This window comes from Escherichia sp. B1147 (genome assembly GCF_001660175.1).
In the GTDB taxonomy this organism is placed as follows: Bacteria; Pseudomonadota; Gammaproteobacteria; order Enterobacterales; family Enterobacteriaceae; genus Escherichia; species Escherichia whittamii.
The window spans coordinates 206,991-231,207 of sequence record NZ_LFHY01000011.1 but is presented as its reverse complement, the minus strand read 5'-3'; the positions used below and the strand labels follow the sequence as shown (position 1 = coordinate 231,207).

24 protein-coding genes are annotated in these 24,217 nt (G+C 51.1%); 10 read left to right on the top strand and 14 right to left on the bottom strand.

The window, feature by feature from the left end; translation table 11 throughout:
- Positions 1-55: 55 nt before the first annotated feature.
- From potA to A9180_RS10600, 6 genes are read left to right on the top strand one after another with little or no spacing between them, the layout of a single operon-like run.
- The gene (potA, locus tag A9180_RS10625; RefSeq protein WP_064528623.1) at positions 56-1,192 is read left to right on the top strand and encodes a spermidine/putrescine ABC transporter ATP-binding protein PotA; all 1,137 of its coding nucleotides are present in this window, start codon (positions 56-58) and stop codon (positions 1,190-1,192) included.
- Entirely contained in the window at positions 1,176-2,033 is an 858-nt protein-coding gene (gene potB, locus A9180_RS10620) for a spermidine/putrescine ABC transporter permease PotB (protein WP_064528621.1), read from the top strand. Before potA ends, potB begins: the two co-directional genes overlap by 17 nt.
- Positions 2,030-2,824, top strand: a complete 795-nt coding sequence (gene potC, locus A9180_RS10615) for a spermidine/putrescine ABC transporter permease PotC (RefSeq protein ID WP_000580316.1) — start codon at positions 2,030-2,032, stop codon at positions 2,822-2,824. The genes potB and potC overlap by 4 nt, the downstream gene beginning before the upstream one ends.
- Positions 2,821-3,867 carry a spermidine/putrescine ABC transporter substrate-binding protein PotD gene (gene potD, locus A9180_RS10610; RefSeq protein WP_064528619.1) on the top strand — a complete coding sequence of 349 codons (1,047 nt, stop codon included), beginning with the start codon at positions 2,821-2,823 and terminating at the stop codon, positions 3,865-3,867. The genes potC and potD overlap by 4 nt, the downstream gene beginning before the upstream one ends.
- A gap of 57 nt (positions 3,868-3,924) precedes the next feature.
- The gene (locus tag A9180_RS10605; protein WP_064528618.1) at positions 3,925-4,386 is read left to right on the top strand and encodes a DUF3592 domain-containing protein; all 462 of its coding nucleotides are present in this window, start codon (positions 3,925-3,927) and stop codon (positions 4,384-4,386) included.
- Positions 4,383-5,168, top strand: coding sequence for a TPM domain-containing protein (locus A9180_RS10600; protein WP_064528615.1), 786 nt, complete (start codon positions 4,383-4,385; stop codon positions 5,166-5,168). The genes A9180_RS10605 and A9180_RS10600 overlap by 4 nt, the downstream gene beginning before the upstream one ends.
- Positions 5,169-5,307: 139 nt before the next feature.
- On the opposite strand, the gene cobB is transcribed toward A9180_RS10600, so the two are convergent.
- From cobB to lolC, 5 genes are read right to left on the bottom strand one after another with little or no spacing between them, the layout of a single operon-like run.
- Positions 5,308-6,129: a Sir2 family NAD+-dependent deacetylase gene (gene cobB, locus A9180_RS10595; protein ID WP_064528613.1), complete on the bottom strand. Its 822-nt coding sequence runs from the start codon at positions 6,127-6,129 to the stop codon at positions 5,308-5,310.
- A 15-nt stretch (positions 6,130-6,144) separates the two neighbouring features.
- Positions 6,145-7,056, bottom strand: coding sequence for an N-acetylglucosamine kinase (nagK, locus tag A9180_RS10590; protein ID WP_064528611.1), 912 nt, complete (start codon positions 7,054-7,056; stop codon positions 6,145-6,147).
- Between the two features lie 28 nt (positions 7,057-7,084).
- Positions 7,085-8,329, bottom strand: a complete 1,245-nt coding sequence (gene lolE / locus A9180_RS10585) for a lipoprotein-releasing ABC transporter permease subunit LolE (protein WP_064528610.1) — start codon at positions 8,327-8,329, stop codon at positions 7,085-7,087.
- Entirely contained in the window at positions 8,329-9,030 is a 702-nt protein-coding gene (lolD, locus tag A9180_RS10580; protein WP_001033692.1) for a lipoprotein-releasing ABC transporter ATP-binding protein LolD, read from the bottom strand. Before lolD ends, lolE begins: the two co-directional genes overlap by 1 nt.
- The gene (lolC, locus tag A9180_RS10575) at positions 9,023-10,222 is read right to left on the bottom strand and encodes a lipoprotein-releasing ABC transporter permease subunit LolC (RefSeq protein ID WP_021573659.1); all 1,200 of its coding nucleotides are present in this window, start codon (positions 10,220-10,222) and stop codon (positions 9,023-9,025) included. Before lolC ends, lolD begins: the two co-directional genes overlap by 8 nt.
- A 261-nt stretch (positions 10,223-10,483) precedes the next feature.
- On the opposite strand from lolC, the gene A9180_RS10570 reads away from it, so the two are divergent.
- The 3 genes from A9180_RS10570 (at position 10,484) to ldtC (ending at position 16,354) form a co-directional block, all read left to right on the top strand.
- Positions 10,484-11,554, top strand: a complete 1,071-nt coding sequence (locus A9180_RS10570; protein WP_064528608.1) for an acyltransferase family protein — start codon at positions 10,484-10,486, stop codon at positions 11,552-11,554.
- A 127-nt stretch (positions 11,555-11,681) separates the two neighbouring features.
- Complete coding sequence (gene mfd / locus A9180_RS10565) at positions 11,682-15,128, top strand: transcription-repair coupling factor (RefSeq protein WP_064528606.1); 3,447 nt, start codon at positions 11,682-11,684, stop codon at positions 15,126-15,128.
- A 263-nt stretch (positions 15,129-15,391) separates the two neighbouring features.
- Positions 15,392-16,354, top strand: a complete 963-nt coding sequence (gene ldtC / locus A9180_RS10560; RefSeq protein WP_074399522.1) for a L,D-transpeptidase LdtC — start codon at positions 15,392-15,394, stop codon at positions 16,352-16,354.
- An 81-nt stretch (positions 16,355-16,435) separates the two neighbouring features.
- Here ldtC and bhsA read toward each other — a convergent pair whose 3' ends face one another.
- Positions 16,436-16,693, bottom strand: a complete 258-nt coding sequence (gene bhsA / locus A9180_RS10555; RefSeq protein ID WP_000800147.1) for a multiple stress resistance protein BhsA — start codon at positions 16,691-16,693, stop codon at positions 16,436-16,438.
- A 240-nt stretch (positions 16,694-16,933) separates the two neighbouring features.
- On the opposite strand from bhsA, the gene comR reads away from it, so the two are divergent.
- A complete protein-coding gene (comR, locus tag A9180_RS10550) occupies positions 16,934-17,566 on the top strand; it encodes a TetR family copper-responsive transcriptional repressor ComR (RefSeq protein ID WP_064528601.1) in 633 nt (210 codons plus the stop codon).
- Between the two features lie 61 nt (positions 17,567-17,627).
- Here comR and A9180_RS10545 read toward each other — a convergent pair whose 3' ends face one another.
- The 8 genes from A9180_RS10545 to hinT all read right to left on the bottom strand — a co-directional run bounded on the left by A9180_RS10545 (position 17,628) and on the right by hinT (position 23,904).
- Positions 17,628-18,167: a glycine zipper 2TM domain-containing protein gene (locus A9180_RS10545; RefSeq protein ID WP_064528599.1), complete on the bottom strand. Its 540-nt coding sequence runs from the start codon at positions 18,165-18,167 to the stop codon at positions 17,628-17,630.
- 221 nt (positions 18,168-18,388) lie between these two features.
- Positions 18,389-19,693, bottom strand: coding sequence for an NADH-quinone dehydrogenase (gene ndh / locus A9180_RS10540; protein WP_064528597.1), 1,305 nt, complete (start codon positions 19,691-19,693; stop codon positions 18,389-18,391).
- Between the two features lie 410 nt (positions 19,694-20,103).
- Positions 20,104-20,646, bottom strand: a complete 543-nt coding sequence (gene ycfP / locus A9180_RS10535) for an alpha/beta hydrolase YcfP (protein WP_000587933.1) — start codon at positions 20,644-20,646, stop codon at positions 20,104-20,106.
- Positions 20,647-20,668: 22 nt separating this feature from the next.
- The gene (gene nagZ / locus A9180_RS10530) at positions 20,669-21,694 is read right to left on the bottom strand and encodes a beta-N-acetylhexosaminidase (protein WP_064528595.1); all 1,026 of its coding nucleotides are present in this window, start codon (positions 21,692-21,694) and stop codon (positions 20,669-20,671) included.
- A 10-nt stretch (positions 21,695-21,704) separates the two neighbouring features.
- Positions 21,705-22,529 carry a thiamine kinase gene (thiK, locus tag A9180_RS10525; RefSeq protein WP_064528593.1) on the bottom strand — a complete coding sequence of 275 codons (825 nt, stop codon included), beginning with the start codon at positions 22,527-22,529 and terminating at the stop codon, positions 21,705-21,707.
- Entirely contained in the window at positions 22,510-23,151 is a 642-nt protein-coding gene (gene lpoB / locus A9180_RS10520) for a penicillin-binding protein activator LpoB (RefSeq protein ID WP_064528590.1), read from the bottom strand. Before lpoB ends, thiK begins: the two co-directional genes overlap by 20 nt.
- Before the next feature lie 13 nt (positions 23,152-23,164).
- A complete protein-coding gene (locus tag A9180_RS10515) occupies positions 23,165-23,542 on the bottom strand; it encodes a YcfL family protein (protein ID WP_064528588.1) in 378 nt (125 codons plus the stop codon).
- A 2-nt stretch (positions 23,543-23,544) separates the two neighbouring features.
- Entirely contained in the window at positions 23,545-23,904 is a 360-nt protein-coding gene (gene hinT, locus A9180_RS10510) for a purine nucleoside phosphoramidase (RefSeq protein ID WP_000807125.1), read from the bottom strand.
- Positions 23,905-24,217 lie beyond the last annotated feature (313 nt).

Here is a 24,217-nt window from a genome sequence, read left to right as displayed (position 1 = left end):
TCACCAAGGTGGTTAACCACAAACCCCGCTTCGGTAAGCCATCCGTTGCGTTTACATGGGACAGAGTAAAAAATTGAATAAACAACCGAGTTCGCTTTCACCGCTGGTGCAATTGGCGGGAATTCGCAAATGCTTTGATGGTAAAGAAGTCATCCCTCAGCTGGATCTGACTATCAACAATGGCGAGTTCCTCACGCTGCTTGGCCCTTCTGGCTGCGGTAAAACAACCGTTCTTCGCCTGATTGCGGGTCTGGAAACTGTTGATTCTGGACGCATCATGCTGGATAACGAGGACATCACCCACGTTCCGGCGGAAAACCGCTATGTGAACACCGTTTTCCAAAGCTACGCGCTATTCCCCCACATGACCGTATTCGAAAATGTGGCCTTTGGTCTGCGTATGCAAAAAACCCCTGCAGCTGAAATTACGCCTCGCGTTATGGAAGCTTTGCGGATGGTGCAACTGGAAAGCTTCGCTCAACGCAAACCGCATCAACTCTCAGGCGGTCAACAGCAACGCGTCGCCATTGCCCGCGCGGTGGTTAACAAGCCTCGCCTGCTGCTGCTTGATGAGTCGCTCTCGGCGCTGGATTACAAACTGCGCAAACAGATGCAGAACGAGTTGAAAGCGTTACAGCGTAAGCTTGGTATTACCTTCGTCTTTGTCACTCACGATCAGGAAGAAGCACTCACCATGTCAGACAGGATTGTGGTGATGCGCGATGGTCGTATTGAGCAGGATGGTACACCGCGCGAAATTTACGAAGAGCCGAAGAATTTGTTTGTTGCCGGATTCATTGGCGAAATCAATATGTTCAACGCCACGGTGATCGAGCGACTTGACGAACAGCGCGTACGGGCTAACGTTGAAGGTCGCGAATGTAATATCTACGTTAACTTCGCCGTTGAACCAGGGCAAAAGCTGCATGTTCTGCTGCGTCCGGAAGACTTACGCGTTGACGAAATTAACGATGACAACCACGTCGAAGGGCTGATTGGTTACGTTCGCGAGCGTAACTATAAAGGCATGACGCTGGAGTCAGTGGTTGAACTGGAAAATGGCAAGATGGTGATGGTCAGCGAATTCTTCAACGAAGACGATCCTGACTTTGACCACTCCCTCGACCAGAAAATGGCCATTAACTGGGTAGAAAGCTGGGAGGTCGTACTGGCTGATGAAGAACACAAGTAAGTTCCAGAATGTAGTGATTGTCACTATTGTCGGTTGGCTTGTGTTGTTTGTCTTTCTGCCCAACCTGATGATCATTGGTACCAGCTTTTTGACCCGCGACGACGCCAGTTTCGTCAAAATGGTCTTTACGCTGGAAAACTACACACGTCTACTCGATCCGCTCTATTTTGAAGTGCTATTGCACTCACTGAATATGGCGCTGATCGCTACCCTCGCCTGCCTGGTTCTGGGCTATCCGTTTGCCTGGTTTCTGGCGAAGCTGCCGCACAAGGTGCGTCCACTGCTGTTGTTTCTGCTGATTGTTCCGTTCTGGACCAACTCACTGATTCGCATCTACGGGCTGAAAATTTTCCTCAGCACCAAAGGCTATCTCAACGAGTTTTTGCTCTGGCTGGGCGTTATCGACACCCCCATTCGCATCATGTTCACTCCCAGCGCGGTGATTATCGGTCTGGTTTACATTCTGCTGCCGTTTATGGTGATGCCGCTGTACTCCAGTATCGAAAAACTGGATAAGCCGTTGCTGGAGGCAGCACGCGATCTCGGTGCCAGCAAGTTGCAGACCTTTATCCGCATCATTATCCCACTGACGATGCCGGGAATTATTGCCGGATGCTTGCTGGTGATGCTGCCGGCAATGGGCCTGTTCTACGTGTCTGACCTGATGGGCGGTGCGAAAAACCTGCTGATCGGAAACGTCATCAAGGTCCAGTTCCTCAATATTCGTGACTGGCCGTTTGGTGCAGCTACCAGCATTACGCTGACTATCGTAATGGGCCTGATGTTGCTGGTTTACTGGCGCGCTTCTCGTTTGCTGAATAAGAAGGTGGAACTCGAATGATCGGTCGACTGCTTCGCGGCGGTTTTATGACCGCTATCTACGCGTACCTGTATATTCCAATCATTATTTTGATTGTGAACTCCTTTAACAGCTCGCGCTTTGGCATCAACTGGCAGGGTTTTACCACCAAATGGTATAGCCTGCTGATGAACAACGACAGCCTGTTACAGGCTGCGCAGCATTCACTGACGATGGCTGTGTTTTCGGCGACGTTTGCTACGCTTATCGGTTCACTGACGGCAGTTGCGCTGTACCGCTATCGCTTTCGCGGTAAACCGTTCGTTAGTGGAATGCTGTTTGTGGTGATGATGTCGCCAGATATCGTGATGGCGATTTCCCTGCTGGTGCTGTTTATGCTGTTGGGCATTCAGCTTGGCTTCTGGTCACTGCTGTTCTCGCACATCACCTTCTGCCTGCCATTTGTGGTGGTGACGGTGTATTCGCGCCTGAAAGGTTTTGATGTGCGGATGCTGGAAGCGGCGAAAGATCTCGGTGCCAGTGAATTTACCATTCTGCGAAAAATCATCCTGCCACTGGCAATGCCAGCGGTGGCGGCAGGCTGGGTGTTAAGCTTTACCCTGTCGATGGACGATGTAGTGGTTTCGTCGTTTGTCACCGGACCAAGCTATGAAATTCTGCCGTTAAAAATTTATTCGATGGTCAAAGTCGGCGTATCGCCGGAAGTTAACGCGCTGGCAACCATATTACTGGTGCTGTCGCTGGTGATGGTTATTGCCAGCCAGCTTATTGCTCGTGATAAAACGAAAGGTAACACAGGGGACGTTAAATGAAAAAATGGTCACGCCACCTGCTCGCGGCGGGTGCTCTGGCACTGGGCATGAGCGCCGCTCACGCTGATGACAACAACACGCTGTATTTCTACAACTGGACCGAGTACGTGCCGCCAGGACTGCTCGAACAGTTCACCAAAGAAACCGGTATTAAGGTTATCTACTCGACTTACGAGTCGAACGAAACCATGTACGCCAAGCTGAAAACGTACAAAGACGGTGCCTATGACCTGGTAGTTCCTTCGACCTATTACGTCGATAAAATGCGTAAAGAAGGGATGATCCAGAAGATCGACAAGTCGAAGTTAAGCAACTTCAGCAACCTCGATCCAGAAATGCTCAACAAGCCGTTTGACCCGAATAACGACTACTCCATTCCGTATATCTGGGGTGCGACGGCGATTGGCGTTAACGGTGATGCGGTGGACCCGAAATCGGTTACCAGCTGGGCCGATCTGTGGAAGCCTGAGTACAAAGGCAGCCTGCTGCTGACCGATGATGCCCGTGAAGTATTCCAGATGGCACTGCGTAAGCTGGGCTACTCCGGTAACACCACCGACCCGAAAGAGATTGAAGCCGCATATAACGAGCTGAAAAAACTGATGCCAAACGTGGCAGCGTTTAACTCCGATAACCCGGCAAACCCGTACATGGAAGGCGAAGTTAACCTCGGCATGATCTGGAACGGTTCTGCTTTCGTTGCTCGCCAGTCGGGTACACCAATTGACGTGGTGTGGCCGAAAGAAGGCGGCATTTTCTGGATGGACAGCCTGGCGATTCCGGCAAATGCCAAAAACAAAGAAGGCGCGCTGAAACTGATCAACTTCCTGCTGCGCCCGGATGTGGCAAAACAGGTTGCCGAAACTATCGGTTATCCAACGCCAAACCTCGCCGCGCGCAAACTGTTAAGCCCGGAAATAGCGAACGACAAGACGCTCTACCCGGATGCTGAAACCATTAAAAATGGCGAATGGCAGAGTGACGTTGGCCCAGCCAGCAGCATTTATGAAGAGTATTATCAGAAGCTGAAAGCAGGACGTTAATTCAGCAAGCGGGCGGTGGTATTACCGCCCGTTTTTTATTTAGCAAGGATGTGACTAATGAGTCAGGACAGTAAAGTTTTCTTTCGTATATTCCTCGGTATCGGTCTGGTACTGATCCTCATTTCTGTTGTGATCTTTTATAACCAGTTCACCTATAGCAAAGACGCGATTCATACCGAAGGCGTCATTGTTGATACCGTCTGGCACTCCAGTCATTCTCATCGCACGGGTAAAAATGGTTCGTGGTATCCCGTCGTTGCCTTTCGCCCGACGCCAGATTACACGCTAATTTTCAATTCGAGTATCGGCAGCGATTTTTATGAAGACAGCGAAGGCGATAAAGTTAATGTTTATTATTCTCCAGGACATCCTGAAAAGGCTGAGATAAATAACCCGTGGGTTAATTTCTTTAACTGGGGGTTTATCGGCATTATGGGCGTTATTTTTATCGCCGTCGGTTTATTAATCAGTATGCCCTCCTCTAAAAAGACACGCAGGAAACGGAAGTCCCGCCCATGAAAAAATTCATTATACTGCTCAGTTTACTGATACTCCTGCCTCTGACAGCAACCAGTAAGCCATTGATTCCAATAATGAAGACACTTTTTACGGATGTTACAGGTACTGTACCGGATGCTGAAGAGATTGCGCGGAAAGCCGAGCTTTTTCGTCAACAAACCGGGATTGCGCCGTTTATCGTGGTTGTACCTGGCGTTAATGAAGCAAGCTTCAGGCAAAATGGCAAAGCGATGCTGGCGCATGCGTCATCTTCATTGAGTGATGTAAAAGGAAGTGTTCTGTTACTTTTTACTACCCGCGAGCCACGGTTAATTATGATAACCAACGGCCAGGTTGAAAGCAGCATGGACGATAAACATCTCGGCCTTCTGGTAGAAAATCACACTCTGGCTTATTTACATGCAGATCTCTGGTATCAGGGAATCAATAATGCATTGGCTGTTTTACAAGCACAGATATTAAAACAACCGACGCCGCCACTGACATATTATCCGCATCCCGGACAACAGCAGGAGAATGATCCTCCCGGCAGTACCACGACATTAGGCCTTTTTGCCTGGGCGGTTGCATTCATCGTCTTTACTGCATTTTTTAACTACACAACGCGCCTTAATTATGCATTAAAGTTTGCAGTGGCGATGACTGTTGCCAATATGGGTTATCAGGCTTTATGTTTGTATATCGATGACAGCTTTGCGATTACCAGAATATCGCCACTCTGGGCAGGGCTGCTTGGTGTCTGTACGTTGATTGCCGCGTTGTTATGGACGAGTAAACGGTAAAAGAGGCAGTAAAGTGTGCATCTATTATGCCGGATGCGGCGTGAACGCCTTATCAGGCCTACAACATCGTGCAAATTCAATAAATTGCGCTTCTCTCGTAGGCCTGATAAGCGTAGCGCATCAGGCAATTACTCCTGCTTTATAATCCCTTCAGCAACTTTTCAACAAACTCAGGCACCACCTGGCTTGCCGGGCCGTAATATTTCTCGGCAAATTCATTACCGACCTGACTCGGTTCGAGATTGAGTTCAACCGTATGCGCGCCATGCAGCTTCGCTTCGTGGACAAACCCAGCAGCCGGATAAACATGCCCGGATGTGCCAATAGCAATGAAAATATCGGCCATCGACAACGCCGTATAAATTTCATCCATGCCAAGTGGCATTTCGCCAAACCACACTACGTGTGGGCGCAGCGGAGCCGGGAACTGGCAGCAATGACATTTGTCTTCTGGCGTGACGTCTCCGGTCCAGTCGAGAACCTGACCACTTTGCGAACAACGTACTTTCAGCAGTTCCCCATGCATATGAATCACATTGGTATTACCTGCGCGTTCATGCAGATTATCGATATTCTGCGTCACCAACAAAAAGCGATCGCCGAGGGCGTCTTGCAGTTTAGCCAGCGCGAGATGCGCGGCGTTAGGCTGAATTTCTGGCTGCTGTAGCTGACGGCGACGGGCGTTATAAAACGCTTGCACCAGTTCAGGATCGCGATCAAAACCTTCCGGTGTAGCCACATCCTCAACCCGATGTTCTTCCCATAGGCCGTCTGCAGCACGAAAGGTACGAATCCCTGATTCCGCAGAAATCCCAGCCCCTGTCAGTACGAGTACTCTTGGTTTTTCCATTGCTTCCGACACCACTTTATCTCTGAAAAAAATACGCTGACGTAAACGCTCACGCAGGCGGCGTTTATTTTTACGAAAACGACTTAACCGATGACCCCGACGCGACAGCATAGCAACCTCTGTAGTTTAATCGGTGAGATGTAGGAAGGCAGCTCCACGCATTCCGCCTGCATCACCGTGGCGCGCGCGTTCAATGCGCGGAACACGAGCTACAGGTAAGAGATGACGAGGCAGTCTTTCCGCCAGTTGCGTTGTTATTGCCGGGAAATTCGATAAGCCACCGCCAATAACCACCAGATCGGGATCAACAATGGTCAGGATATTTCCCAGACAAACCGCTAATAAATCCAGGTAACGCTCAACGTGCGCCCTTGCCTGCTCATCACCTTGATCATAACGCGCGATGATCTCGGGGGCCTGCAACGGTTGATGATAATAGTGTTGATACAGCCACGCAAAACCGCGACCAGACAGATAATTTTCAATGCAGCCATGCTGGCCGCAACCACAGCGGCGTAACGGGAAATCCAGCCCCATCATGGTTAACGCATCGACGGGAAGGCGCATATGCCCAAATTCACCAGTAATATAGCTTTTACCCGTTACCGCCTTACCGTTGAATACCAGTCCACCGCCAACGCCAGTCCCCAGGATCAGTCCCATCACCAACGGATATTGGGTAAATTCATCGTCCCAGGCTTCAGAAAGGGCAAAGCAGTTGGCGTCGTTATTTAGACGCACATCGCGTTCAAGGCGCGCGCTCAGATCGGCGCGTAGCGGTTTACCGCTGGCGGCGGGGACATTGGCGGCATACAGCGTGCCATCTTCTGTTTCCGGCATTCCCGGAATACCGATGCCGACAGAACCTTTACAGCCAAAACGCTGATCGGCTTCGGCCACCAGCTCACACACAGCATCTAAAAATGCGTCATAGCTGTCACGCGGTGTCGGCACCCGCTTTTCCCACTGCAAATGCCGACCGCTATCAAACACACCTAGCGCAATTTTCGTTCCACCAATATCAAACCCGTAATACATTGCCGCTCCTTGTTTTAATGTACTGCCTTTACTGGCCGCTAAGGACTCGCGCAGGGTCAATATTGCTGGCGCGCCGCGCCGGATACCAACTTGCCAAAAGACTCAGCAATAATGCTGTGACCAGTACGTAGAAGACATCCAGCCAGTGCAATTCCGATGGCAGGAAGTCAATAAAATAGATATCGCTGGAGAGGAACTGATGACCGATCTGCTCCTCAATCCACTCAATAATCGGGGTAAGTTGCAGTGAAACCACTACGCCGATAATCACGCCGCACAGACTGCCAAACAGCCCTGCCAGTAATCCATACCAGACAAAGATGGCGCGAATTAAACCGTCTTTGGCGCCCAGCGTTCTTAATACTGCAATATCGCCACTCTTGTCTTTTACTGCCATCACTAAGGTGGAGACGATATTGAAACAGGCCACGCCAATCACCAGTACCATCGCCAGATACATAATGGCGCGGATCATCTGGATATCGCGATACATATAACCGTAAGTACCTATCCAGCTCTTGATATAAACGTAGCTGTTGGTTACTTCACCCGCGTCGCGCACCAGCTTGTTGGCGTTAAAAACATCCGTCATTTTAAGGGCAATACCTGACACACTGGAACCCATATCAAGATATTGTTGGGCATCCGCCAGCGGGATCATGGCAAAACTGTGATCGAGTTGGCCACTCAACTGCAAAATACCCGCAACGTGCAAACGCACGCGTTTCGGCTGCATCAGTTTATGCTCGGGATTCGAATTCGGGATCATAATTGACACCCAATCCCCCTGCTTCACTTTCAGCGCATCTGCCACCCCTTTACCAATGATAATCTGCTGTTCGCCCGCTTTGAAATTGTTCCAGGCATCGCCCTGGACAAACGAGGGCAACGCGCTCAAACGCTGTTCCTGTTGCGGATCAACGCCTTTAACCTGCAGCGCGCGCAGATTAGCACCGCTCTCCACCAGTCCGGTGAAGTTGATATACGGCGCAGCGGCGGCAATACCCGGCACTTTTTGCACTTTATCCAGCGCTTCCTGCCAGTTAGTCCACGGCTGACTCACCGCTTCAATTTCACCGTGCGGTACTACCGCCAGAATGCGGTTATTCAATTCGCGTTCAAAGCCATTCATTGCGCTTAAGCCGACGATCAATACCGCTACGCCAAGTGCAATACCCACGGTAGAAATGACGGAGATCAGAGACACCATGCCTCCACGTCGCCGTCCGCGACTAAAACGCAGGCCAATTAATAACGATAAAGGCATCGCCATTACTCCGCCCCCATCAGGCTCAGTTCCGCCGTCAGACGACCATCACGCATCTCCAGCTGGCGGCTCATGCGTTTCGCCAGTTGCAGGTCGTGAGTAACCACCAGGAAAGCGGTACCCTGCAAGCGATTCAACTCACCAAGCAACTGGAAGATGCTGTCTGCGTTACGCGCGTCAAGGTTACCGGTAGGCTCATCCGCCAGTACCAGCCGCGGGTTATTGACCAGCGCACGGGCAATCGCCACACGCTGGCGTTCACCGCCGGAAAGCTCTGACGGGCGGTGATTCGCGCGATGCTCCAGCCCCACCGCTTTTAGCATATCCAGCGCGCGGCTGTTGATTTCAGCGGGCTTTTTCTTGCCAATCAGCAGCGGCATAGCCACGTTTTCCAGGGCGGTAAAATCCGGCAGCAGGTGGTGAAACTGATAAATAAAGCCCAGCTTCTGGTTACGCAGCTCCGCTTTCGCCGCCGAAGACAGTTTGCTCATTGGCTGACCATTAAAAATCACATCGCCGGAGGTTGGTGTATCCAGCCCGCCTAACAGGTGCAGCAAGGTACTTTTACCAGAACCAGAACTACCGACGATCGCCATCATTTCACCTTCGCCCACGCTGAAACTGACATTGTGCAGCACATCGGTTTGCACACTGCCTTCCTGATAGCGTTTGCACAGGTTGTCGCATTGCAACAGGATCTTATTCATAACGTAAAGCCTCAGCGGGTTGAGTGGCGGCAGCGCGCCATGAAGGGTAAAGCGTAGACAGCAGCGCGATAGCCATCGCCACCAGTGCAATAACAATGACCTGTAAAGGTTCAATAGCGACCGGCAGCGCCGCGCCATCAAGCAGGACGCCGATTATCGGCATCAGATTATTCAACTGGCTGGCAAGCAGTGCGCCAAGCGCCGCCCCCAGGATTGCACCGATAATCCCGGCGCTGGCCCCTTGCACCATAAAGACCATCATGATTTGACGCGGAGTCAGGCCCTGCGTCTGAAGAATTGCCACTTCGCCCTGCTTCTCCATCACCATCAACCCCAGCGAAGTAATAATATTAAATGCCGCAACAGCGACAATCAGGCTCAACAGCAAGCCCATCATATTTTTTTCCATGCGTACGGCCTGGAACAGCTCGCCTTTACGGTCACGCCAGTCCTGCCATTTGCTGCCTTCTGGCAGTTTTTGCTGGCTTAAAGAATCCACTTTCAACGGCTCATCCAGCCACAAACGCCAGCCGGTAATATTGCCTGCCGGATAACGCATCAGACGCGAGGCATCCTCAATATTCACCAGCATTTCATAGCCATCGACTTCACTGTTAGCGGCAAACGTGCCAATCACATTGAACAAGCGCTGGCTTGGAATACGCCCCATCGGTGTGAACTGGCTGGCAGATGGCACCATCACGCGGATTTGATCACCGCGATTGACGCCCAACTGTGAGGCAAGTTGTTCGCCGAGGATGACATTATATTTCCCCGGCTCGAGGTCAGTTTGTTTCACATTGACCAGATACGGCGTTAGCGGATCTTTTTGCGCCGGGTCGATACCCAGCATCACCCCGACCGCCACGCTACGGGCGCTTTGCAGTACCACATCACCGGTAGTGACAGGCGCGACGCGATTAACGCCGTCCAGTTTGACTGCCGTTTCCGGGAGTTGCTGCGGGTTAAGAGAGCCATGCTCAGAAGAGAGAATTGCCTGTGGCATCAGGCCAAGGATGTTGTTCTGCAGCTCGCGCTCAAAGCCGTTCATCACTGACAATACTGTAACCAGTGCCATCACCCCGAGGGTAATGCCGATGGTAGAAAGCCAGGAGACGAAACGACCGAAGCGATCCGCTGCACGCCCACGCATGTAACGCAGGCCAATAAATAGAGCGACAGGTTGGTACATGAAATCCGTCTGGTTGCTGTTAGCAAAGACACGAGTATATAAGCGAAAGCGGGATGGGTAAACGTCTGAACTGTAAGTGATCGTCAGGGCTAATCTGAAAAGTATTAGTAAATCAATCGGCTAAAGTGCCTCGTTTTCTCATTTCCCTTGTAACCTGATCTTTATCTGAAAAATAACTAAATACAGACAGATACGCATTACACCATGCGACTCGCCCCGCAGGATCAACCGCATGTTAAATAAAAAGAGCGTGTTGTCCTGATGAAACAAAAAGAGCTATGGATTAACCAGATCAAAGGGTTATGTATTTGTCTGGTGGTGATTTATCACTCGGTAATTACCTTTTATCCGCATCTGACCACTTTCCAGCATCCGTTATCGGAAGTCCTGAGCAAATGCTGGATCTATTTCAATCTTTACCTTGCGCCCTTTCGTATGCCGGTCTTTTTCTTTATATCCGGCTATTTGATTCGCCGCTATATCGATAGTGTGCGGTGGGGAAATTGTCTCGATAAACGTATCTGGAGCATCTTCTGGGTACTGGCACTTTGGGGTGTGGTGCAGTGGCTGGCGCTAAGTGCGCTGAATCAGTGGCTGGCACCTGAGCGCGATTTAAGCAATGCCTCCAATGCCGCGTATGCTGATTCCACTGGCGAGTTCCTGCACGGGATGATTACCGCCAGCACCAGCCTGTGGTATCTGTACGCTTTAATTGTCTATTTCGTGGTGTGTAAAATTTTTAGCCGTCTGGCGCTGCCACTATTCGCCTTGTTTGTACTGATGAGTGTGGCTATTAATTTTGTTCCCACGCCGTGGTGGGGAATGAACAGTGTGATCCGCAATTTGCCTTACTACAGCCTTGGCGCATGGTTTGGCGCAACGTTGATGACCTGTGTTAAAGAAGTGCCGTTGCGTCGCCATCTGCTGCTGGCTTCGCTTCTGGCTGTTCTTGCAGTTACTGTCTGGTTGTTTAACGTGTCGCTACTACTGTCGCTGGTGTCGATTGTGGTGATCATGAAGCTGTTTTATCAGTACGAGCAGCGTTTTGGTATGCGTCCCACCAGCCTGCTGAATGTGATTGGTTCCAACACCATTGCCATCTACACCACGCATCGCATTCTGGTAGAAATATTCAGCTTAAGTCTGATTCCGCAAATGAACGCGGGGCGCTGGTCGCCGCAAGTGGAACTGGCGCTCCTGCTGGTTTATCCCTTTGTCAGTTTGTTGATTTGTACACTGGCTGGCTTGCTGGTACGAAAATTTTCACAACGCGCATTCAGCGACCTGTTGTTCTCCCCACCTTCTCTGCCTGCCATCAGTTACTCTCGTTAAGCCATCGCCCCTGCCGGGGCGATTCGATTTGCTAAACCATGCCGATTACGGATAATGAACAGCATTGCTTATCAGAGATATGCCCCCATATGTTGAGGCATATCCTAACGAGACTCTGACAACCGTTATGCCTGAACAATATCGTTATACGCTGCCCGTCAAAGCGGGTGAGCAGCGTTTGCTGGGCGATTTAACCGGAGCTGCCTGCGCGACGCTGGTAGCGGAAATTGCCGAACGTCACGCCGGACCGGTGGTGCTTATTGCGCCAGATATGCAAAATGCCCTGCGTTTGCATGATGAAATCAGCCAGTTCACCGACCAGATGGTGATGAATCTGGCGGACTGGGAAACCCTTCCCTACGACAGTTTTTCGCCTCATCAGGACATTATCTCCTCACGCCTTTCCACTCTTTACCAGCTACCGACGATGCAGCGTGGTGTACTGATTGTTCCGGTGAATACGCTTATGCAGCGCGTTTGCCCGCACAGTTTTCTCCACGGCCACGCGCTGGTAATGAAAAAAGGTCAGCGGTTATCTCGCGATGCCTTGCGTACGCAGCTGGATAGCGCCGGATATCGCCATGTTGACCAGGTTATGGAGCACGGCGAATACGCCACGCGCGGCGCGTTGCTGGATCTTTTCCCGATGGGCAGCGAACTGCCTTATCGTCTTGATTTCTTTGATGATGAAATCGACAGTCTGCGGGTATTTGACGTCGACAGCCAGCGCACTCTGGAGGAAGTTGAAGCCATCAACCTGCTGCCCGCGCACGAATTTCCGACAGATAAAGCAGCGATTGAACTGTTCCGCAGCCAGTGGCGCGATTCTTTCGAAGTAAAACGCGACCCGGAACATATTTATCAGCAAGTAAGTAAAGGCACATTACCTGCCGGAATCGAGTACTGGCAGCCACTATTCTTCAGCGAACCGCTGCCGCCATTGTTCAGTTATTTCCCTGCTAATACATTGCTGGTGAATACTGGCGATCTGGAAAACAGTGCCGAACGTTTCCAGGCAGACACGCTGGCGCGTTTTGAGAATCGCGGCGTCGACCCGATGCGACCACTGCTGCCGCCACAATCGCTCTGGCTGCGGGTGGACGAGCTCTTCTCAGAGCTGAAAAACTGGCCGCGTGTACAGCTAAAAACTGAACATTTACCGACAAAAGCAGCGAATGCCAATTTAGGTTTCCAGAAACTGCCTGACCTGGCCGTTCAGGCGCAACAAAAAGCGCCGCTGGACGCGCTGCGTAAGTTCCTCGAATCCTTCGATGGTCCGGTGGTGTTCTCGGTAGAAAGTGAAGGACGGCGTGAAGCGCTGGGTGAGCTGCTCGCCAGAATCAAAATCGCCCCGCAACGCATTATGCGTCTTGATGAAGCCAGCGACCGTGGGCGTTATCTGATGATTGGCGCCGCAGAGCATGGTTTTGTCGATACGGTACGTAATCTGGCGCTGATTTGCGAAAGCGATCTACTCGGTGAACGCGTTGCCCGTCGTCGTCAGGACTCACGGCGCACCATCAACCCCGACACGCTGATCCGCAACCTCGCGGAGCTGCATATTGGTCAGCCGGTGGTGCATCTGGAACACGGCGTCGGGCGCTATGCCGGAATGACCACACTGGAAGCGGGCGGCATTACTGGCGAGTACCTGATGCTCACCTATGCCAACGACGCCAAACTGTATGTTCCGGTGTCGTCACTGCATCTGATTAGCCGTTACGCGGGTGGCGCAGAAGAAAATGCCCCGCTGCATAAACTGGGCGGCGATGCGTGGTCGCGGGCGCGGCAGAAAGCGGCGGAAAAAGTGCGTGATGTGGCGGCGGAATTGCTGGATATCTACGCTCAACGCGCCGCCAAAGAGGGCTTCGCATTTAAACACGATCGTGAGCAATATCAATTGTTCTGCGATAGCTTCCCGTTTGAAACCACGCCGGATCAGGCGCAAGCCATTAATGCAGTGCTTAGTGACATGTGTCAGCCGCTGGCAATGGATCGTCTGGTGTGTGGCGATGTTGGCTTTGGTAAAACAGAAGTCGCGATGCGCGCCGCTTTCCTGGCGGTAGAGAACCACAAGCAGGTGGCGGTGTTGGTGCCCACTACCCTTCTCGCGCAACAGCATTACGATAACTTCCGCGACCGTTTCGCCAACTGGCCGGTACGCATCGAAATGATCTCCCGTTTCCGCAGCGCCAAAGAACAGACGCAAATCTTAGCGGAAGTGGCGGAAGGGAAAATCGATATTCTGATCGGCACGCACAAACTGCTGCAAAGCGACGTTAAGTTTAAAGATTTAGGTTTGCTGATTGTCGATGAAGAACACCGCTTCGGGGTGCGTCATAAAGAGCGCATTAAAGCGATGCGCGCGAACGTGGATATTCTGACGCTTACCGCTACGCCAATCCCGCGTACGCTGAATATGGCGATGAGCGGAATGCGCGATCTGTCGATTATCGCCACGCCGCCCGCCCGTCGTCTGGCGGTCAAAACGTTTGTCCGCGAGTATGACAGTCTGGTGGTAAGAGAAGCTGTCCTGCGTGAAGTTCTGCGCGGGGGTCAGGTTTATTATCTCTACAATGATGTGGAAAACATCCAGAAAGCCGCCGAACGGCTGGCGGAACTGGTGCCAGAAGCGCGGATCGCCATCGGTCACGGGCAGATGCGTGAGCGCGAACTGGAACGGGTGATGAATGATTTCCATCATCAACGTTTCAACGTGCTGGTTTGTACCACGATTATCGAAACCGGGATCGACATCCCTACCGCCAACACCATTATTATTGAACGCGCGGATCACTTCGGCCTGGCGCAGCTGCACCAGTTGCGCGGTCGCGTCGGACGTTCGCATCATCAGGCATATGCATGGTTGCTGACGCCGCATCCAAAAGCGATGACCACCGATGCGCAAAAACGTCTTGAAGCGATTGCTTCGCTGGAAGACCTTGGCGCAGGCTTTGCCCTGGCAACGCACGATCTGGAGATCCGCGGCGCGGGTGAACTACTCGGCGAAGAACAAAGCGGTTCGATGGAAACCATCGGTTTCTCGCTGTATATGGAGTTGCTGGAAAACGCTGTTGATGCGCTGAAAGCCGGACGCGAGCCGTCGCTGGAAGATCTCACCAGCCAGCAAACAGAAGTCGAGCTGCGGATGCCGTCGCTATTGCCAGATGATTTCATCCCTGACGTGAATACGCGTTTGTCGTTCTATAAACGTATTGCCAGTGCCAAAACGGAAAACGAACTGGAAGAGATCAAAGTCGAACTTATCGATCGCTTCGGTCTGCTGCCGGATCCGGCGCGTACCCTGCTGGATATTGCCCGTTTGCGCCAGCAAGCGCAGAAGCTGGGGATCAGGAAGCTGGAAGGTAATGAGAAAGGCGGCGTGATCGAATTTGCCGAGAAGAATCACGTGAATCCAGCCTGGCTGATTGGTTTGCTGCAAAAACAGCCGCAGCATTATCGCCTTGATGGTCCGACGCGCCTGAAGTTTATTCAGGATTTGAGCGATCGGAAAACACGTATCGAATGGGTCCGTCAGTTTATGCGTGAGCTGGAAGAGAACGCGATCGCATAATGGTTAGATCGGGGGCGTTTCTGCGCCCCTTTAGATATTTAACCCACGCAAAACTGCCTGATGCGCTGCGCTTATCAGGCCTACAAACTGATAAGTCGTTCACGCCGCATTTGGCATGAAACATCGATCACTTTGTCTGGCATCTCTACCTCCCCAACATTTACAAATTCTTTGCACTTCCCTGCACTACCCGACACAGCCACCATTCATAATTCATGCTTATCTTTTTATTACAATAACCTTATATTTTTTATGGATTTTTGGTGATGATCAAAACGCGTTTTTCTCGCTGGCTAACGTTTTTTACGTTCGCCGCTGCCGTAGCGCTGGCGCTACCGGCAACTGCTAATACCTGGCCGCTGCCGCCTGCAGGCAGTCGTCTGGTTGGCGAAAACAAATTTCATGTGGTGGAAAATGATGGTGGTTCACTGGAAGCCATCGCCAAAAAATATAACGTCGGTTTTCTCGCGCTGTTACAGGCCAACCCCGGCGTTGATCCGTATGTACCACGCGCAGGTAGTGTGTTAACCATTCCGTTGCAAACTTTACTACCAGATGCGCCACGCGAAGGCATTGTGATCAACATTGCAGAGCTGCGTCTCTATTACTACCCGCCGGGCAAAAATTCAGTAACCGTGTACCCAATAGGCATTGGTCAGTTGGGGGGTGACACGCTGACACCGACAATGGTGACCACCGTTTCTGATAAACGTGCCAATCCAACCTGGACGCCTACGGCGAACATCCGCGCCCGTTATAAAGCGCAGGGAATTGAGTTGCCTGCGGTAGTTCCGGCTGGACCGGATAACCCAATGGGGCATCATGCGATTCGTCTGGCGGCCTATGGCGGCGTTTATTTATTGCACGGAACGAACGCCGATTTCGGCATTGGCATGCGGGTAAGTTCTGGCTGTATTCGCCTGCGTGATGACGATATCAAAACTCTCTTTAGCCAGGTCACCCCAGGCACCAAAGTGAATATCATCAACACGCCGATTAAAGTCTCTGCAGAACCAAACGGTGCGCGTCTGGTTGAAGTGCATCAGCCGCTGTCAGAAAAGATTGATGACAATCCGCAGCTGCTGCCAATCACGCTAAACAGTGCAATGCAGTCATTTAAAGATGCGGCGCAAACTGACGCCGATGTCATGCAGCAGGTGATGGATGTACGTTCCGGAATGCCGGTAGATGTGCGCCGCCATCAACTGAGCCCACAAGCACTGTAAATTTCAGATAAAAAAATCCCCGCAACACAGCATGTCGCGGGGAAAAAAGCAGCAATAGCGGGCATTAATGAGGGTTAATGCTTATTTATAAATGACTGCCGTTCCGTGGAGGGTATTCGGACCGGTTACTGAAGTAATACGGAAAGATTTTGCGCCCATCTCATCCGCTTTTTGTGCTAGTTGTTCTTCCAGCGATCCCAGATTTGTCCCCGCGTTAGCACTAATAGTACCCACTTTTTGTTGGCCTTCTGGTGTTGCCTGAACTTCGACAGCAGCAAAGCTGGCAAATGACATGGAACTTAAAATCGCCGCAGCGATGAGGGTTTTTACGTTTTTCATAATAGTGGCCTTATGCAGATGAATGGCATCGCAAGCAATTACTTAACGATCGATAACTAAATGATAGATGTGATCTGGATCACATACAAGAAGTTTTTTATAACAATCATTAATTAAATTAAAAAACTTTAAATTTCAGTTAAATAGAGAGTTTTTATTTTTCTATTCTCTGGACTGGTGAACGAAGGTGATTATTTTTATAATAACCATTCATTCACAGCCACCAGGTACAATGGCATCATGGCAACAGACTCAACACATTGTGTAAAAAAAAGCCGTGGCCGCCCAAAAGTGTTCGACAGGGACGCCGCGCTTGATAAGGCCATGAAATTGTTCTGGCAGCACGGTTATGAAGCGACTTCCCTTGCAGACCTCGTCGAAGCGACCGGAGCCAAAGCGCCAACGCTCTACGCAGAATTTACCAACAAAGAGGGGTTATTCCGCGCCGTACTCGACCGTTATATCGATCGCTTTGCCGCCAGGCATGAAGCGCAGTTGTTTTGTGAAGAAAAAAGCGTGGAGTCTGCACTGGCAGACTATTTCGCTGCCATCGCCAGCTGCTTTACCAGCAAAGACACCCCAGCTGGTTGCTTTATGATAAACAACTGCACCACGCTTTCACCGAATTCTGGCGATATTGCTCATACGGTAAAATCACGCCACGCAATGCAAGAACGCACCTTGCGGCAGTTTTTAAGTCAACGCCAGGCTCGCGGGGAAATTCCCGCCCACTGTGACGTAACGCATCTTGCGGAATTTCTTAATTGTATTATTCAGGGGATGTCGATAAGCGCCCGCGAAGGCGCATCGCTGGAAAAACTGATGCAGATTGCCCGAACAACGCTGCGTTTATGGCCGGAACTGGTGAAGTAAGACGCAAAAAAAGCCCCTCAGCCTGAGCGAATGAGGGGCTAAATTGCAGAGTACAGCCTTTTTATACTTTGTTATTCAGAACCAGTTGCCCGTTGTTATCTAATGGGATTTGCGTCCCCGGATCGCTGTTCATCCGAATTTTGCCCTGCTGGTCGCCAATCTTATAGGTCACGTCATAACCGAGCATTTTTTCTGACTTGTCATACACCGTTTTACAACGCTGCTGCGTGGTAGTGTAAGTATCGCTTTCCTGGAGAGAGCCCTGGATCTGGTTACCGGCATATCCGCCGCCCAGCGCCCCCACAACAGTGGCGACATCTTTACCACGACCACCACCAAACTGATGCCCTATCACCCCGCCAGCCACGGCCCCGAGGACCGAACCAGCAATGCGGTTTTCATCCTGCACCGGTCGGCGATGGGTCACCGTGACATTGCGGCACTCCTGACGCGGTGTTTTAACCGTTTCCTTGATTGGGGTTGCAGAAACAACCTGAGCGTATTGCGGGCCACGTTCAAACACGTTCAGACTGGCCACTGCCGCTACGCCAAGCGCAGCCGCTACACCAATCCCGATACCCGCCAACATTGATTTATTCACGGGAACACCTCCTTCTTTGCAGTTATGACAATCATGCAAGCGAAGGGGAAAAGCAGCTATCAGACAGAAGATGAAAAACGTGGGAATAGTAGGAAAAGCAGAAGGATTCAGAGAAGTCTGATGCCTGACAGGATGCTTAACACATCTTATCAGGCCTACAGCTCGTACCGCTTCTTTAGGGCGGATAAGGCGTTTACGCCACATCCGCCAATGCACGCCGATTAATGCAGTTTCAGACGCGGACGGATAACGCGGTTGATACTTCCCACCAGCATCATTAACCCGGTTTTAAAGTAGCCATGTAGCGCAATCTGATGCATTCGGTATAGCGAGATATACACAAAGCGCGCAATACGCCCTTCAATCATCATTGACCCACGCGTCAGGTTACCCATCAGGCTACCAACAGTGGAGAAGTTGGACAGCGATACCAGCGAACCGTGATCCTTATACTGATAATTTTTCAGTGGCTTACCGTTCATCTGCGCCAGAATGTTGTTCATTGCGCAGGTCGCCATCTGGTGTGCAGCCTGAGCTCGCGGCGGAACAAAGCCCCCTTCCGGACGCGGGCATGATGCACAGTCGCCAATAGCGTAAATGTCTGGATCGCGCGTGGTTTGCAGCGTCGGTTCCACCACCAGTTGGTTGATACGGTTGGTTTCAAGACCACCAATATCTTTCAGGAAATCGGGTGCTTTTATCCCGGCAGCCCACACCATCAGATCGGCCTGAATATATTCGCCATCTTTAGTGTGCAAACCACCTTCATCGGCACTGGTAACCATAGTTTGCGTCAGCACGCGAACGCCCAGTTTCGTTAACTCATTGTGAGCCGCAGCAGAGATACGCGGCGGCAACGCTGGCAAAATTCGCTCGCCCGCTTCCACCAGAGTAACGTTCAGGGCTTCGTTGGTCAGCCCTTTGTAACCGTAACTGTGCAGTTGTTTCACGGCATTGTGCAACTCGGCAGAGAGCTCTACGCCGGTCGCGCCGCCACCAACAATCGCAATATTCACCTTACCATTGGCGCCAAGGTTGGCAGAAAACTTCAGGAACAGATTCAGCATCTCCTGATGGAAACGACGCGCCTGATGCGGGTTATCGAGGAAAATGCAGTTCTCTTTTACGCCCGGCGTGTTGAAATCATTAGAGGTGCTACCCAGCGCCATCACCAGTGTGTCGTAAGCAATTTTCCGCTCAGGAACTAACAATTCGCCTTTTTCGTCGCGCAGTTCTGCAATGGTGATTGTTTTCGCTTCACGATCGATATCAACCACGGAACCCAGCTGGAACTGGAAACCATGATTACGAGCATGGGCCAAATAACTTAGCGCATCGACGCCTTCATCGAGCGATCCGGTCGCCACTTCGTGCAGCAACGGTTTCCACAGGTGGCTGTGGTTACGATCGACCAACGTAATTTTGGCTTTTTTCTTGCGCCCCAGCTTATCTCCAAGCTGTGTTGCCATTTCCAGCCCACCAGCACCGCCGCCGACAATCACAATCTTTTTCAATGGCGTAGTCAACGTGACCCCCTTAAATTTATTAACCAATTGTTAACTAATAGTTATTAACATAGCTCTTAATTAACAACAGGTTACAGCAATGAAAATGTTCTTCGCTATTGAGAATAACACGAATGGTGCATTGGTCATACCAAAATTGATGTTAATCAAGTTTTGTTGCTGAAAAGATAGGCTAATTTACCTGTTGAGATCAAAAAACAGAGTTTATTGTTTATTATTTAAACAAATCCAGGGAGGAGTGATATAGGGTGAGGCGTATATGGAGGGCGTTTGGTAGGCCTGATAAGATGCGCAGCATCGCATCAGGCATTGGTGTACGGCCGTCGAATGCGGCATGGACATCTTTTCCGAACGATAGAATCCGGGTCGCATCAGGTACCCAACAAGGTTACCTGATGCGACGATGCCAATTAACCGAGGGTTTTGAATGCTTTAATGCGCTGCAAATGCGGAGAGATATTTTTGAATTTGTGCGTCTGCTCTTCGTCCCAGACAATCTCGTAATAATGATGCAACTCTTCAGATGTCCGCTGACTGTTAAGCGCTTCATCATTACGCGATAAAATCACCAGACAACGATCGCGATTCTTCTCGCGGAAGTTGGTCACACACTTGGTAGCAATATCGGCATACTCTTCCGGGCGATCAATCTTCCCTTCCATGTTCTCATAAGGGAACAAATTGGGGTTGAAGATCACCTGGCGAATATCACAGAGAAAACCAATCCGCTCTGCCCAATAACCGCCCAGACCAACGCCACAAATGAGCGGGCGCTCATCGACATTCAGTTGCAGCATTTTGTCCACTTCTTTGAGCAGATGCTGCATATCATGTTTCGGATGCCGGGTGCTGTAGCTTATTAGCCGTACATCCGGGTCAATAAACTGCAATTGTAAGACTTTCTCGTGGTTACCCGGACTGTTAGAGTCAAAACCGTGCAAATAGATAATCATCGCTTCCTCACATAAGCCAGGGTTAGTGACCTGCCTTCTCTTCCTGCCAGCGTTCATGTAACTGATTCAGACGGGCGCTGATCTCTTTCCAGCGAGCCGAGTCCATCAGTTCCTGTCGCGAAAATGAACCTTTATGATACAAACGTGTAACACGTTCTGCCTTGATCGGTGACAGATTATCTAACACGCTGACGGCTCCTTTACGATTATTGCAGACCAGGATCATATCGCAACCTGCATCCAGTGATGCCTGTCCACGCTCGGCATAACTGCCCATAATCGCTGCGCCTTCCATCGATAAATCGTCAGAGAAAATCACGCCGTCAAACCCCAGCTCCTGACGTAAAACAGTTTTCAGCCAGTGGGGAGAACCGCTCGCCGGACGCGGATCCACATCGCTGTAAATCACATGCGCAGGCATAATGGCGTCGAGTTTATTTTCACGAATTAACGTGCTGAAAACCGACATATCTTTAGCGCGAATCTCCGATTGCGGGCGTGGGTCGCACGGCGTCTCTTTGTGTGAGTCTGCCGTTACTGCACCGTGGCCAGGAAAGTGTTTACCGGTGGTTTTCATTCCGGCTTCATGCATACCATCAATAAACCGGCTGGCGATTGCGAGGGCTTTTTCTGGGTCGGCATGATAAGAACGCTCACCAATCGCCGCGCTGATATGCCCTACGTCCAGCACTGGCGCAAAGCTGATATCAATATCCATAGCGATCATTTCGCTGGCCATCAGCCAACCCGCCTCTTGCGCCAGTTTGCCCCCCTCTTCCATTCCCAACAGCGCGGCAAAAGATTGTGCCGCCGGTAAGCGGGTAAAATCGTCACGAAAACGCTGCACACGTCCACCTTCCTGATCCACCGCCACCACCAGGTGATTGCGTGAAGCTGCGCGGATCTGGCGTACCAGTTCGCGCAACTGTGCCGGATCATGATAGTTACGTGTAAAGAGAATCAGTCCTCCCACCAGCGGATGCGCAAGTATTTCGCGCTCTTCCGCGTCCAGTTCGTAACCTTCGACATCCAACATTACTGGACCCACACTGCTCTCCTTATTGTTTTATTGATAGCTGCCGCCAGGTGTCATCGGCCAGCCTGATAAATTGTTGATCGCCGGTTTGTTTCCAGCGGTACTCAAACCACCCTGCTTTCAGCATCAGTAGCCAGGGAAACCAGCGCCTGACCTGATGCCACAAATGCACCGGATTAATATTCGCCCGCGCGGCATAGTCATTAACCAATTGCCGATGTTGCTCACTATTTTCCACCCACACCGCCGCCAGTTCCAGAGCGATATCGCCATCACCGGCATACTCCCAGTCGATGAGCTTTAGCCCTGACGAGGTATAGACTAAGTTCCCGGCATGAACATCCATATGCAACGGACTTAATCGTAACGGCTGTGGTTCGCGCGCTTTGCGCAGACGTTTTAATAGTCGCAACCAACCTGCTGTCCGCCGTGCCGGATCGCTTCGCTGCCAGTACCGTTCCAGTAACGGCAGCAGGGTTATTCGCCAGCCAAAACGCGGTTGTTGATGCAGATAATACAGCAAGCCTGCCAGTTCGTCGGTATCCGGCAATTGCGTTTTTACCTCGCCGGGCAAATAGTCAACCACCATCCAGCCACGGAGATAAAGATGTGGCTGTGGCGCAAGACAGGCGGGTAATTGTGATAACGCCCGATACTGGCGCAGGAACACGGACTGCGGCGCATCAGGATCGTGAGTCTGACGCACAATAAAACGCTGATCCTGATGTTCAATGAGAAAACTCCCGCCGCTAAGTCCACTGTTAAACGTCGCGACGGGGTGATACTGCGGGAAATAGCGCGACAATAATTCGTCGCGCGTGATGGGATTATTGTTGCTGAACGGCACCTTTACCTGACCAGATAATTTCGCCCGTTTGCACCAGCATCAGCTGCATTTGCAGAGCCGGAGCGTTAACGTTGCCAGAGGCGCTGGAGTAAAGCACATAATGAGCCCCAACGTTGCGAGCAATACCAATGGCTTTACTACGGGTGCCTAAGCTGTCCTGCGGCGACAAACCTAACTGCTGCTTGGCCATCGAAAGCTGCTGGGCGGAAACAAGGGTAAATTTACCGTTATTGGCCAGTGCATTGCGCAGCGTTTCTGTCGCTTCCCCGGTATTCAAAGAACCATTGGTGCGGTTATTGACGCTATCAACCAGCAAGACACTGCCTGCGGTCACGCCATCGGCCCCAAGCATTTTACTGACCATCGGCTGCATTGCGCCATTCCAGTCATAATGGCGAATATGCGGCGCAGGTGGTGCGGTTTGGTCTTCGTGCTCAATTGGCCCTGGCTGCTGCGGGATCGTCGGCACCGATGGTACAGTGGGTTCTGGCTGTTGCGGCTCGGCAGGTTGCTCCGGCACAGGTTTCACCTCTTCTACCGGTGCGGGTTCACGTGGCCCCACACACCCGGCGAGAAACATCGCCAGCGCGGTAATCAAGGCGTAGCGACTCATTTTTGTCATCAAGATTCACCCCTTACAAATATAGATAAAGTCTGACTTTGTGCGCCCCAAGATAATTGGCGCTGCCGTACAGAGTTACCGCCGAACGTGCGGGAATGGTAACGCTGCGCGGCGTTTCCAGAGGATGCATCTCCAGCCCTCTGGCGTCATACCAGTAAAAACGATAATGAACGGTAACGGGTTCTTGCCTTTCGTTATAAAGCGTCGAGGATGCTGAAGGCTGAATATCAGACGTTGAAAGAACGGGCTTTTCTGCGCTAATGCCCGCTGCCAGCAAAGATGACTCCATCACCAGTGACTGTTCATCATTCACCGGAATTTCCGGATGTGAACGACAGCCTACCAGCAATAACAACACCAGAGACACCAGCCCAAAGCATCCTTTTCTCATCGTTACAGGCCTTTATGCGCCAGCATTGGCCCCAGAGGACGACCACCCAGCAGGTGCATATGAATGTGGTAGACCTCTTGCCCGCCATGGCGGTTGGTGTTCATGATCAGACGATAGCCATCTTCGGCAATGCCTTCTTGCTCGGCGATTTTTGCCGCTACTGTGATCATGCGTCCCAGCGCCTGCTCATGCTCGGCAGAGACGTCGTTCACGGTAGGAATCAGGATATTAGGAATGATTAAAATATGCGTTGGCGCTTGCGGCGAAATATCGCGAAACGCCGTTACCAGATCATCCTGGTAGACGATATCGGAGGGGATCTCACGACGAATAATTTTGCTAAAAATAGTTTCTTCTGCCACGACATTTTCCTTTTTCAAATAGTCATGCGTTGCGCCATGCTACGCCGCGCCACACTGCGAGTATAGAGTATGGTCGAGTTAAACCTGCTCTTTCAACCTTAAGCCACGATTTATTAAGCAAAAAATCGTTTTACTGCCGCATACATCGCCATTATTCCCCTTTATGCCTGCGAATGAACCGAAAACACACTTTCTCTTTGGTTTACATGTTAAATATGAATGCGTATATTTCTCATTTGCATTTCCATGTAAAATTATTAGCCCGCTAAATATAACCGCTCATCGCCCTCCTCTGGAATGAGCCTGACTACAA